This window comes from Actinoplanes sp. NPDC051343 (genome assembly GCF_044455125.1).
GTDB lineage: Bacteria > Actinomycetota > Actinomycetes > Mycobacteriales > Micromonosporaceae > Actinoplanes.
The window spans coordinates 264,358-276,515 of sequence record NZ_JBITEL010000008.1; the positions used below are offsets into that span (position 1 = coordinate 264,358).

General features: G+C 70.6%; 11 protein-coding genes and 1 pseudogene. 9 read left to right on the forward strand and 3 right to left on the reverse strand.

Going from position 1 to position 12,158, the window contains the following annotated elements:
- Window positions 1-85: 85 nt before the first annotated feature.
- Window positions 86-1,015, reverse strand: coding sequence for an ECF subfamily RNA polymerase sigma factor, BldN family (locus ACIA5C_RS26895; RefSeq protein WP_396059274.1), 930 nt, complete (start codon window positions 1,013-1,015; stop codon window positions 86-88).
- Between the two features lie 379 nt (window positions 1,016-1,394).
- Between ACIA5C_RS26895 and ACIA5C_RS26900 the strand changes: the two genes are divergently transcribed.
- The 8 genes from ACIA5C_RS26900 (at window position 1,395) to hemB (ending at window position 9,522) form a co-directional block, all read left to right on the forward strand.
- The gene (locus ACIA5C_RS26900) at window positions 1,395-2,894 is read left to right on the forward strand and encodes an AMP-binding protein (RefSeq protein ID WP_396059276.1); all 1,500 of its coding nucleotides are present in this window, start codon (window positions 1,395-1,397) and stop codon (window positions 2,892-2,894) included.
- Window positions 2,891-3,142: a glutaredoxin family protein gene (locus ACIA5C_RS26905; protein ID WP_396059278.1), complete on the forward strand. Its 252-nt coding sequence runs from the start codon at window positions 2,891-2,893 to the stop codon at window positions 3,140-3,142. The genes ACIA5C_RS26900 and ACIA5C_RS26905 overlap by 4 nt, the downstream gene beginning before the upstream one ends.
- A 10-nt stretch (window positions 3,143-3,152) precedes the next feature.
- Window positions 3,153-3,794: an HAD family hydrolase gene (locus ACIA5C_RS26910; protein WP_396059280.1), complete on the forward strand. Its 642-nt coding sequence runs from the start codon at window positions 3,153-3,155 to the stop codon at window positions 3,792-3,794.
- 201 nt (window positions 3,795-3,995) lie between these two features.
- Window positions 3,996-4,733 (forward strand): redox-sensing transcriptional repressor Rex, encoded by a 738-nt coding sequence (locus ACIA5C_RS26915; protein ID WP_396059282.1) that lies wholly within the window; start codon window positions 3,996-3,998, stop codon window positions 4,731-4,733.
- Window positions 4,730-6,019, forward strand: a complete 1,290-nt coding sequence (locus ACIA5C_RS26920; protein WP_396059284.1) for a glutamyl-tRNA reductase — start codon at window positions 4,730-4,732, stop codon at window positions 6,017-6,019. The genes ACIA5C_RS26915 and ACIA5C_RS26920 overlap by 4 nt, the downstream gene beginning before the upstream one ends.
- On the forward strand, window positions 6,016-6,945 hold the full coding sequence (hemC, locus tag ACIA5C_RS26925) for a hydroxymethylbilane synthase (protein WP_396059286.1): 930 nt from the start codon (window positions 6,016-6,018) through the stop codon (window positions 6,943-6,945). The genes ACIA5C_RS26920 and hemC overlap by 4 nt, the downstream gene beginning before the upstream one ends.
- Window positions 6,942-8,528: a uroporphyrinogen-III synthase gene (locus ACIA5C_RS26930; protein ID WP_396059288.1), complete on the forward strand. Its 1,587-nt coding sequence runs from the start codon at window positions 6,942-6,944 to the stop codon at window positions 8,526-8,528. Before hemC ends, ACIA5C_RS26930 begins: the two co-directional genes overlap by 4 nt.
- Window positions 8,529-8,538: 10 nt before the next feature.
- Complete coding sequence (gene hemB / locus ACIA5C_RS26935) at window positions 8,539-9,522, forward strand: porphobilinogen synthase (RefSeq protein WP_396059290.1); 984 nt, start codon at window positions 8,539-8,541, stop codon at window positions 9,520-9,522.
- Here hemB and ACIA5C_RS26940 read toward each other — a convergent pair.
- Together ACIA5C_RS26940 and ACIA5C_RS26945 are read right to left on the reverse strand one after the other, a co-directional pair.
- Window positions 9,519-10,535 (reverse strand): GNAT family N-acetyltransferase, encoded by a 1,017-nt coding sequence (locus ACIA5C_RS26940; protein ID WP_396059292.1) that lies wholly within the window; start codon window positions 10,533-10,535, stop codon window positions 9,519-9,521. The two genes, hemB and ACIA5C_RS26940, sit on opposite strands and share 4 nt — an antisense overlap.
- Before the next feature lie 88 nt (window positions 10,536-10,623).
- Entirely contained in the window at window positions 10,624-11,457 is an 834-nt protein-coding gene (locus ACIA5C_RS26945; protein ID WP_396059294.1) for a lytic transglycosylase domain-containing protein, read from the reverse strand.
- A gap of 346 nt (window positions 11,458-11,803) precedes the next feature.
- Between ACIA5C_RS26945 and ACIA5C_RS26950 the strand changes: the two are divergent.
- Window positions 11,804-12,158 (forward strand): annotated as a pseudogene (locus tag ACIA5C_RS26950) (hypothetical protein); the annotation flags it as partial.

Below are 12,158 nucleotides of genomic sequence, written 5' to 3' on the forward strand. Positions count from 1 at the left end.
CGGACAAACGCGCGACACGCCCGCCCGGTTACGGGACGGTAGGCCCGGTATCGGGTAACGGAGATCGACTGGTGCGATGCCCGGGTCACCACTGGAACCCTTCGGGCAGCAGGCGGGCGAGAGCTCGGACCGCCCGGTACTGCAGCGCCTTGATCGCGCCCTCGTTCTTGCCCATGGTCTGTGCCGTCTCGGCGACCGAGAAGCCCTGAAGGAACCGCAGCACGATGCATTCCTGCTGCTCCGGGTTGAGCTGCTTGACCGCGGTGAGCAGGGCGACGTTGGTGATGTGGTCGACCACCGCCGACTCCGGGCTGCCCTCCGGCCCGCGGTCCTCGCGGTCGGCGTCGAGCACGTCGCCGGTGGTGACCTCGAGCCGGTAGCGGCCCGACTTGAAGTGGTCGGCGACCAGGTTGCGGGCGATGGTGACGAGCCATGCACCGAGATCGCGGCCCTGCCAGGTGAAGCTGCCGATCCGCTTGAGGGCCCGCAGGAAGGTGTCGGAGGTCAGGTCCTCGGCCAGTTGCCGGTTGCCGACCCGGAAGTAGACGAAGCGGAAGACGGTGTCGATGTACCGGTCGTAGATCAGCCCGAACGCCTCGGAGTCCCCCGCCTGAGCGCGTTCGACCAGGGCCCAGACCTCGGCCGCGGCGTCGGTCGGGTCGGGGCGGGCCGGGTATTTCGGCGGCTCCGACTCGGTCGGCGGGCCGCTCGTGCTCTGCGCCGGGACGACCACGGTGACTTCGCCCGGCAGCGGGCTGTCCCCCAGGTTGCTGCGCTGGCCCGGCCCCGGCTGGGCGGGTGGGAACGGCGACACCCGGCCGCCGTTGCCGATCGGTTTGACGTTGCCGCCCGGCGGCATGCGTTCGTTGACCGGCTGACGGTTGTGGGTCCGCTTCGGGCTGTCTCCCCGGATCGCGTTGACGATCATGCCGTCGACGGACTCACGTATAGCGGTCAGACCCTCGGAGAGGGGTAGACGACCGTGGAACTGGTCCCCGGCGTAGACATGACTCACTGCGCCTCCTCACCCCGGCGGGCCTGGTTCGACTGCGAATCCGTCCCGCCAGACGGTGAAACGCAGTATTTCCGTGCTTTTTTTGGCACAGCGGCCTCCTCGGGACGAGGGGTTATAACTCATAGCAAAACGGGTGGGGTGGCACGGCAAAAACCGAGCCCACCTCACCCTTCGGTGTGGAGTCCGTTACACAGACGGGAAGTATCACGGTCCCCGGGCACGCGGAGTCGCACACCGTGTGCGCTCCGCGAAATACGCACGAAGCGCCTCAGACGAGACACAACGAACTTCTGCCACGATGACCGGACATTCGGTTCCGCGCGACGGACAGACTGTGCGATCCACCTATCGGGCACGATCTGTGCCAGACTCGGGCCTCGTGGAGGAACCCGCGCGCGACCCGGTGGCCGCGGCCGCCGCGCGCCGGCCCGACGGGACCGCGCTGATCACCGCCGAAACCACTCTGAGCTGGGCCGATGTGGACGCCCGGGTGTCCGCCGCGGCGGCCGGGGTGATCGGTCGGACGCGGCCCGGCGACCGGGTGGCGATCGTTCTCGGCAACACCCTCGAGTTCGTGGCCGCCTACTTCGGGACGCTGCGGGCGGGACGGGTCGCGGTGCCGCTCAATCCGGGTTACAGGGCCGACGAACTCGACTTCGCCTTTACCGATTCCGGTGCGGCCCTGATCGTTGCCGAACAGCCCGATACGTCGACGTTGCCGTTGTGGGAGTCACGTCGCGTACATCTTGATCCTGAAGCCGCGGCAGAGTCGTTGCCGCAGGTAAACCGCGATGATCTTGCGGTTCTGCTCTATACGTCGGGTACCAGCGGGCGGCCGAAGGGCGCCATGCTGACGCATGGGGCGCTGGCCGCCAACCATGATCAGCTGGATGCGATCGAGCCCCCGCCGGCCGGGTCGGACGACGTCGTGCTGCTGGCGATGCCGTTCTTTCATGCTTACGGGTTGAACACCGGGCTCGCGGCGGTCGCGCATCACGCGGCGACCGGGGTGCTGCTCGACCGGTTCGACGCGGCGGCGTCCCTCGAGCTCATGGCCTCGCACCAGGTCACCGTGACGATCGGTGTGCCACAGATGTACTCGGGGTGGGCCGGTCAGCCTGGTGTGCGCTCGGCGTTCGCTCCGGTGCGCACCGCGGTGTGCGGTGCGGCGCCGCTGCGGCCCGAAGAGGCGGTGCGCTTCAGTTCGGCGACCGGGAAAACGGTCCTGATCGGGTACGGCCTGACCGAGACCGCCCCGGTGCTCACCACCACGGCGGTCAGCGACCGCGGCAAGACCGGCTCGATCGGCCGGCCGCTGCCGGGGGTGTCGCTGCGCCTGCGGTCGGCGGACGGGGTCGTGCTGTGGGAGGACGGCACCGCTTCGCCCGAGGAGGACCTCGCTGAGCTGGACCTTTCGGTCGCCGATACGGCCGGCACCGACCCGGGCGAGATCGTGGTGCGCGGGCCCAACCTGTTCCGCGGCTATTGGCCGGACGGCCGCGACGGGCCGGACGCCGACGGATGGTGGCCGACCGGTGACGTCGCCTATGCGGACGGTGACGGCGATCTGCACCTGGTCGACCGGCTGGGCGAGTTGATCCTGGTGAACGGCTTCAACGTCTACCCGGCGGAGATCGAACGGGTGCTCGGTGATCACCCTTCGGTCGCGGAGGCCGCGGTGGTCGCGGTGGACGACCCGGCTTCGGGTCAGCGGCCCCATGCGTACGTCGTCGCGGCGGCGGACCCACCGCCCAGCGAGACCGATCTGCGGGTCTTCTGTGCCGGGCGGCTGGCCCGGTTCAAGCTGCCGACGATCGAGCTGGTGGGTGAGCTTCCGCACTCCGCGATCGGCAAAGTCAGGAAGAGGGAGTTGCGGTGACCACGCGTCTGACTTTGATCAGCCGGCCGGGCTGTCATCTCTGCACCGATGCCGAGGCGGCCCTCGATCGGATCGCCCCCGGCCAGTGGGAGCGGGTCGACGTGGAGTCGTCGATCGAGCTCGAACGCGACTACGGCGACCGGGTTCCGGTGCTGCTCCTGGACGGGAAGGAGCACGGTTACTGGCGCATCGAGGAAGAGCGTCTGCGCCGGGATCTGGCTCGACAGCCGGGGGAGCCCCGGCTGTAGGTTGACCTTCGTGACGCGCACGCACCTTGTCTGGGACTGGAACGGAACACTGCTCGACGACCTCAGCCTGGTGGTGTCGTCGACCAACCACGCCTTCGCCGCGGTCGGCGGCCGTGCGGTCGACGCCGACGAGCACCGCACCCGGTTCCGTCGTCCGGTGGCCGACTTCTACGCCGAGGTCCTCGGCCGGGCGGTCGACGAGGAGGAGTTCGGCGAGCTCGACCGGATCTTCCACGACGCCTACCGGCTGGGGCTGACCACGATGAGCCTGGCCGCCGACGCGATGTCGGCGATCAAGTCGTGGCCGGGCAGCCAGTCGCTGCTCTCCATGTGGTTCCACGACGAACTGGTGCCGGCCATCGAGACCTACGGCCTGACCGGCGTCTTCACCCGGGTCGACGGGCTGCGCACCGAGGTCGGCGGCGACCTCAAGGCCGGCCACCTGGCCAATCATCTGGCCGAACTGAGCGTCCGGGGCGACCAGGTGGTGTTGATCGGCGACTCCCTGGACGACGCCGCGGCGGCCGACTCGGTCGGCGCCAAGGCGGTCCTCTACACCGGCGGTTTCACCGCTCCGGCCCGGCTGTACGCCTCCGGCCGGCCGGTGGCCGACACGCTGGTCGAGGCGGTAGCGCTCGCGCGCTCTCTGTAATTGGCTTAGCCGGCGGTTGCCCGGGCATACTCGCAGAGTGACGTGAGGAACCAGAAATGGATCTTCCTGTCAAGATCGCGATTTGTGCACGCCTTCACAAGCGCCTACTCTGGGCCTTCGAGAGCCCCGCTGGTCCAGCCGGTGCAGGCACCGCGTCTCAGGGCTCGTCGCAGGTCAGACACCTCGTCGGCACGGAGTCAGATGAGTCAGCAGCGTCACGGAAGCACGTCCGGCAACACCGGCGCGGAGCCGGCCTTTCCGGATCTGCCGGAAGCCACGATCGCCCGGCTGCCCGAATACCTTCGCGCCCTGCACAACCTGGGCGAGACCGGGGCAGACACGATCTCCAGCGAAGGCCTGTCCGCCGCCGCGGGGGTGAACTCGGCCAAGCTCCGCAAGGACCTCTCCCACCTCGGGTCGTACGGCACCCGCGGTGTCGGCTACGACGTCGGCCTGCTCATCGAGCAGATCGAGTTCGTGCTCGGGCTCGACCAACGCCGGGCGGTCTGCCTGGTCGGCGTCGGTAATCTCGGTCACGCCCTCGCCGGGTACGACGGGTTCGCCAGCCGAGGCTTCAAGATCGTGGCGTTGTTCGACGCCGACGCGGCCAAGGTCGGCGAGCGCATACACGGTCTGGTCGTCCGGCACATCGACGAACTACCCACGGCCGCGGTCGAGGAATCCATCGCGATCGGAGTCATCGCCACCCCGGCCGGCGCGGCCCAGGCGGTCGCCGACGATCTGGTCGCCGCGGGCGTCACCAGCATCCTCAACTTCGCGCCGTGCGTGCTCTCGGTGCCGGCCAACGTCGACGTGCGCAAGGTCGACCTCGCCATCGAGCTGCAGATTCTCTCCTTCCACGAGCACCGCAAGGCGTCGCTCACCGCGCTGCCGGGCGGTCGCACGAAGGACATAGGCCAGGAGGCGGTCGGGTCGTGAACTTGCTCAGCGTCGGTGCGTCCTACCGCACCGCCGACGTCGGGACCCTCGAGCGGCTGACGATCGCCGCCGACGAGGTTCCCGCGCTGCTGCAGAAACTCATCACCCAGCCGTACGTGGGCGAGGCAGTCGTGCTGTCCTCCTGCAACCGGGTGGAGATCTACGCCGCGGTCAGCGGCTTCCACGGCGGTCTCGGCGACATCTGCAGCGTGCTGTCGGCGGAGTCCGGGATCCCGGCGTCCGAGCTGGCCGCCCACCTCTACGTGCACTACGACGAGGCGGCTGTGCGCCACTCGTTCCGGGTGTCGGCCGGTCTCGACTCGATGGTCGTCGGCGAGGCCCAGATCCTCGGGCAGCTCCGCGACGCCTACCACGCGGCGACCGAGGCCGACAGCGCCGGCCGTCTCATGCACGAGCTGATGCAGCAGGCCCTGCGGGTCGGCAAGCGGGCGCACGCCGAGACCGGCATCGACAAGGCCGGCCAGAGCGTGGTCACCGCCGCACTCGAGGTCGCCGAGTCCCACCTGGGCACCCTCGACGGCAAATCGGTGCTGGTCATCGGGGCCGGTGCGATGGGGGCGCTGTCGATCGCCACGCTCACCCGGGCCGGCGTCGGCCCGCTGCGGGTCACCAACCGCAGCGCGGCGCGGGCCGACCGGCTGGCCGCGGCGTACGGCGCGACCGCCGTCGATTTCGAGAACCTCGACGCCGCGCTGCGCGAGGTCGACCTGGTGGTCTCGGCCACCGCGGCCACCGCGCCGGTGCTCACCCGGGCCCGCCTCGAGGCGGCCGCACCCCTGGTCGTCCTCGACCTGGCCGTGCCCCGCGACGTGGCCCCCGACGCGACAGGCGTCGACGGCATCACCGTGATCGACATGGACAGCCTGGCCGCGCACCGCCGCGCGATGCCGGCCGCCGCCGAGACCGCGGCCGTCGAGCAGATCGTGGCCGGCGAGGTCGGCCACTTCATGGCCTGGCTGCGCGGCACCGACGTTGCCCCGACCGTCGCCGCGCTGCGCGCCCGGGCCGACGACGTGGTCACCGCCGAGCTGCGCAAGCTGTGGTCGCGTCGTCCCGATTTCACGGATGAGCAGCGCGGCGATGTTTCCCGTACGCTGCACCGGGTCGTTCAGCAGCTGCTGCACTCGCCGACCGTGCGGGTGCGCCAGCTCGCCGCCGAGCCGGGCGGCGATCAGTACGCAGCCCTGCTGCGGGAACTGTTCGACCTCGACGTTCCACACGCCACGCAGGCAGACGCCGTACCGGAGATCGGAGGAAAAGCGTGAGCGTCCCCCTTCGTCTCGGCACGCGGGGCAGCGCCCTGGCGCTGGCCCAGTCCCAGCAGACCGCCGACGCGCTGACCGCGGCCACCGGTCGCCCGGTCGAGCTGGTCCGCGTCGTCACCCCCGGCGACCGCTCCGCCGCCCCGGTCGCCCAGCTCGGCGTCGGCGTCTTCGTCTCGGCGCTGCGCGACGCGCTGCTGGCCGACGAGATCGACTTCGCTGTGCACTCCTACAAAGACCTGCCGACGGGTGAGCACCCGGCGCTGCACATCGCGGCCGTGCCCGTCCGCCAGGATCCGCGCGACGCCCTGATCGCCAAGGACGACCTCGGCCTCGCCGAGCTCCCGCCCGGGACGATGATCGGCACGGGCGCGGTGCGCCGAATCGCGCAACTGCATGCTTTGGGCCTACAGTTGCAGGTCACGCCGATCCGCGGAAACGTCGACAGTCGCATCGCCCGGGTGCACGGCCCCCGAGCCGACCTCGACGCCGTCGTTGTCGCCCGGGCCGGTGTGGCCCGTCTCGGCCGCGAGGCCGAGATCACGGAAACGCTGGATCCGATGCTCATGCTGCCCGCCCCGGCCCAGGGTGCGCTGGCAGTCGAGTGCCGCTCCGGCGACGCAGACCTGGTCGAGCTGCTCGCCATGCTCGACCATGCACCGTCCCGGGCCGCCGTCATGGCGGAACGGGCGATGCTTGCCACGCTCGAGGCCGGGTGTTCCGCCCCGGTCGCGGCGTACGCCGAGCTTGCCGAAGGTGAGCAAGGTGACGAGATCTACCTGCGCGGTGCGGTGATCAGCCCCGATGGGGCCCGGGCCATCCGGCTCTCGCGCACCGGAACGCCCGCCGACGCGGCGGAGATCGGCAAAGCACTCGCCGCCGAGCTCCTCGACGCCGGCGCCGATACCCTGATGGGGAGCACACCATGACCACCCGCACCGCTCGCAAGCCGGCCGGACGCATCGCGTTCGTCGGCGCCGGACCCGGCGACCCCGAGCTGCTGACCCGCCGCGCGCACGCCGCGCTCACCGACGCCGACCAGGTGGTGTACGACCGCAGCGTGCCCGAGTCCCTGCTGACCGCGATCCGGGCCGAGGCAAAGGCCGACGCGCAGTTCAGCCCGGCCGAAGGCGCACCTGGCGACGTCGCCAACGTGCTGCTGTCCGCGGCCAAGAGCGGCCTGACCGCCGTCCACCTGGTGGCCGGCGACCCGTTCGGCCACGAGTCGGTGGTCAAGGAGGTGCAGGCGATCGCCCGCACCGCCGTCCACTTCGAGGTCGTACCCGGCCTAGGCCAGGCCGAAGGTGTCGCCACCTACGCCGGCGTCCCGCTGCCCGGCGTCCGGATCACCGCCGACGTCGACGACGTGGCCGCCCTCGACTTCGACGCGCTCGCCGCGGCCGCCCTCAAGGGCAGCTTCGCGGTGGCGGTCGACGCGGGTGACCTGGCCGCGGTCCGTGACGGCCTGCTGGCGGCGGGCGTCGAGCCCGGCACCGCGGTCGGCGTGACCGGCGACGGCACCGGCGAGACCCAATACACCACCACCTCGACCGTCGACAGCTTCGTCGCGGCCGCGCTCGGCTTCACCGGCCGGGTCGTCCTGACGGTCGGCTCCGACGTGGCCTCCCGAGACAGCATGAGCTGGTGGGAAAACCGGCCGCTCTACGGCTGGAAGGTGCTGGTCCCGCGGACCAAGGAGCAGGCCGGCGCGATGAGCGCGCGCCTGCGGGCGTACGGGGCGATCCCGTGCGAGGTCCCGACCATTGCCGTCGAGCCGCCCCGCACCCCGGCCCAGATGGAGCGCGCGGTCAAGGGCCTGGTCGACGGCCGGTACGCCTGGGTGGTCTTCACCTCGGTCAACGCGGTCCGCGCGGTCTGGGAGAAGTTCGACGAGCACGGTCTCGACGCCCGGCACTTCGGCGGCGTCAAGATCGCGTGCATCGGCGAGGCCACCGCCGACGCCGTACGCTCCTTCGGCATCCAGCCCGAGCTCGTCCCGGCCACCGACCAGTCCAGCGAGGGCCTGCTGGCCGAGTTCTCCCCGCACGACGAGATCCTCGACCCGGTCGGCCGGGTGCTGCTCCCGCGGGCCGACATCGCGACCGAGACCCTGGCGGCCGGGCTCATCGAGCGCGGCTGGGAGGTCGACGACGTCACGGCGTACCGGACGGTCCGCGCGGCTCCGCCGCCGGCCGAGATCCGCGACGCCATCAAGTCGGGCGGGTTCGACGCGGTGCTCTTCACGTCGTCCTCGACCGTACGCAACCTGGTCGGCATCGCCGGCAAGCCGCACGCCCGCACGGTCGTCGCGGTGATCGGGCCGAAGACCGCCGAGACCGCCACCGAGTTCGGTCTCCGGGTCGACGTCCAGCCCCAGCACGCCTCGGTGCCGGACCTCGTCGAGGCGCTCGCGTCGTACGCGATCGAGCTGCGCGAGAAGCTGGCCGCCATGCCGGCCAAGCAGCGCCGGGGTTCCAAGGTCCAGGGACCCACCGCCCTACGCTTCCGCTGAGGTTCTCTCCATGTCGTTTCCGGATGTCCGTCCCCGTCGCCTCCGCCGCACCCCGGCCATTCGGCGGCTCGTCGAAGAGACCCGGGTCTCGCCGGCCGAGCTCGTGCTGCCGCTCTTCCTCAAGGAAGGGCTGACCGAGCCCCGGCCGATCAGCTCGCTGCCCGGCGTCGTGCAGCACTCGCGCGAGTCGCTGCGCAAGGCCGCGCACGAGGCGGTTTCAGCGGGGGTGGGCGGGCTGATGCTCTTCGGCGTGCCCACGAACGAGCACAAGGACGAAACCGGGTCGGCCGGGCTCGACCCGGACGGCATCCTGAACGTCGGCATTCGAGACCTGATCTCCGAGGTCGGCGACAGCTCCGTGGTGATGGGCGATCTGTGCCTGGATGAGTTCACCTCCCACGGCCATTGCGGAGTGCTCGCCGACGACGGCTCGGTGGACAACGACGCGACATTGGCCATTTATGCCGAGATGGCGGTGGCGCAGGCTGCGGCCGGGGTCCACATGGTCGGGCCGTCGGGCATGATGGACGGCCAGATCGGCGTGGTGCGGCACGCCCTCGACAAGGCCGGCTACCAGGACGTCTCGGTGCTGGCCTACGCGGCGAAGTTCGCGGGCGCGTTCTACGGCCCGTTCCGCGAAGCCGTCGAATCGACCCTGCAGGGCGACCGCCGGCAATACCAGCAGGACCCGCCCAACATTCGGGAGGCGCTGCGCGAGGTCGACCTCGACGTGGCCGAAGGCGCCGACATCGTCATGGTCAAGCCCGCCCTGCCCTACCTCGACGTCATCGCCGCGGTGCGGGAGCGGGTCACCATCCCGGTCGCCGCCTACCAGGTGTCGGGGGAGTACGCGATGGTCGAGGCGGCCGCCGCCAACGGCTGGATCGACCGGGAGCGGGTCATGCTGGAGACGCTCACCTCGATCAAGCGGGCGGGCGCGCAGATCACCCTGACCTACTGGGCGACCGAGGCCGCCCGCCTGCTGCGCTTCTAGATGATCGTTTCCAGACTCTGCACGAGCTGGGCCACGTCCGCGCCGTACTCGAACCAGTCCCGGTCGGGCAGATAACCCAGCTCGGCGTTGACCTTGAGCATCGACTCGTTGTTGTGCGCGTTCCAGGTCTGCACCTCGCGCAGACCCGGCTCGGCCCTCTTCAGCTCGAACAGCATGCGCGCCTTGAGAGCCCGGTCGATGCCGTAGCCGCGGTGGTCCCGCACGACGATCGTGTCGTACTGGTCGGCGCGCTCGGGGTGCTGAGCCGGCACGACCACCTCGGTCAGCCCGGCCACCACGCCGGTCGACTCGTGCGTGGCCAGCACGATGTACGGCTTGAGGCCGCGCTTGTGCAACGTGTCGAGCGAGTCACGAAGCCGCTGCGGGTCGGACGAGCGCGGCGCCAGATCGAGATCTTCGTCGTCTTCGGCCTCGAGCTTGGCCTGGGCGTAGGCCTCGAGCATCTCGTCGGGCGGCCCGCCCGGAAGGTATTCGATGCGGTAGCCGGGTGCGATGCCCTCGCCCATCTCCTGCAGGGAATTCCAGTCCACCCCGGACAGCGTCAGCACGCTGCGGGTCTCGACGTACTCCCGTTCGAAGCCGAGAGCCTCGTAGAAGCCGATCGCCGGGGTGCCGCCGATCGCCTCCACACCGATCGTCGAGAAACCCTCCAGATAGGCCCGGCGGGCCGCGACCGCGACCAGCTGCCGGCCCAGCCCGCGGCGGCGCAGATCGGGGCGCACCAGCACCTCGAGCACACCGATGTCGCCGAGCAGCAGGACGCTGACATGGGCGAAGATCTCGCTCTCCCCCTCGGGGAGGCGGTCGTCCTCGGCCACCCAGCAGATGCGGCGCTCACCCGGGACGGTCTCGGCCAGGTATTCCCTGACCTGCACGTCCTGCCATCGTGGATCGTCGGGGAGGTCGGCAGCCAGGACCGTGTTAACGGTCTCCACGAGCGATCGGATCTCCCCCGCCGACGCTGCCCGGGGATCCCATTCACGCACCCTCACCCGTACAGCTTGCCGGTAGAACTACTTTCAGGGAAGTGCCCCCAACGTAAATGTGTGGGGGCAGTCACGTTCAGTGGTGGGTTCGGATCTACGCCCGGCTCTTCTGACCATATTCATTAGCGGTCTGGAACACCTTGTCGGCGTACGGCTGAACCGCGTTGTACGAGAAAATCGCGGTGTGCCAGGCGTCCGGCTTGGACAGGTCGCGTCCGCCCTGACACAAATAGATCCCGGCCGTCAGTGACGCATCGTTGATGTTCTGCGGATCGGCCGCGCCGCTGTTGTCGGCGTCCACCTTGTATTTCTGCCACGTCGAGGGGATGAACTGCAGCGGACCGACCGCCCGGTCATAGGTCGGGTCACCGTCGAGCGCCCCGTGATCGGTGTCCGCGATCATCTGCCGCCCACCCTGCCCGTTGAGCGGCAGACCGTAGATCGGCGGCGACACGGTGCCGTCAGCACCGAGCACCGAGTTCTGGAAATGCCCGTGGTCCGACTCGACGTAGGCGATCGCCGCCAGCGTCGTCCAGCTCAGGTGACAGCCGGGCATGGTGCGCGCGAGCACCAGTTCGGCATAGCCGTACGCCTGCGTCGCCACCACCGGGATGCCGACCCGGGTGCCGGTCTGCTGCGCCCAGCCGGCCAGCACGTCGGCCGGCCGGCCGGTGCCACCGCCACCGAGCGGCGGTTGCGTCGTGGTGATGCCGCCGGCCGCGGGCTGGGTCTGGGTCTGGGTCACCTGGCCGCCTCCGGTGGCGAGCGGGTCGCCCGGAGGAACGCCGGGCTGGCTCGCCGACGGCACCGGTGCCGCGGCGCCGGCCCCGAAGGTCGGCGTGGCGCTCGCGGTGGGCGACACCTTGAGCTTCTTGGGTACGTAGTAGGCCCCGGCCGCGATCGCCCCACCCACCAGCACCAGCACCACGACGGCGGGGATGATGAGCCGCCCCGAGGGCCGCCGGGTCCAGGCCGCGGTCGCCCGCGCACCGCGCGCGATCCCCCGCCCGGTCGCCGCGACCGGGTTCCGCCGCCGCTTCTTCGGCCCCGAGCCGCCAGCCGCAGCGGCAGCAGCAGTGGCCGCTCCGTCAGCGGCACCAGCCGTTCCCCCTGCGGCAAGAGTCGTTCCTCCCGCGGCAAGAGTCGTACCCGCTGCGGCAGCAGTCGTTCCTCCCGCGGCAGCAGTCGGTCCCCCTGCGGCGGTGGCCGTTCCTCCCGCAGAACTGGCAGCCGTTCCTCCCGCCCCGATTACGCCGGTAGCGGAGGTGGCTGTTGTGGCCGGATTCGCCGAGCCGCTGGCAATTCCCGTCACGGCCGTCGGGCTCGGTGCACCCGATATTTCCGTGGCTCCAGTCGGGCTGGGCATGGCACCACCCGCGCTGGGCATTTCGCCCCCGGTGGGCGCTGTGGTTGCGCCGGCTGTTCCGCCGGCGGTGGGCGCTGTGGTTGCGGTGGGCGTTCCGGTCGCGGTGGACTCTGCGGTCGCGGCGGATGCTGTGGCCGCGGCGAGTGTTCCGCTCGCGCTAGGCACTGCGGTGGGTGTTCCGCCCGCAGTGGGCGCCGCAGTCGCGCTGGGTGCTTCGCTCGCGCTGGGCGGTTGGGAAGTGCTGGGCGGTTGGGAAGTGCTGG

Excerpts from the sequence above, each read along its gene's own strand:
- ACIA5C_RS26915 (WP_396059282.1), top strand. The coding sequence starts at position 3,996 with ATGAGTCAGCAGCGTCACGGAAGCACGTCCGGCAACACCGGCGCGGAG.
- ACIA5C_RS26930 (WP_396059288.1), top strand. The coding sequence starts at position 6,942 with ATGACCACCCGCACCGCTCGCAAGCCGGCCGGACGCATCGCGTTCGTC.
- hemB (WP_396059290.1), top strand. The coding sequence starts at position 8,539 with ATGTCGTTTCCGGATGTCCGTCCCCGTCGCCTCCGCCGCACCCCGGCC.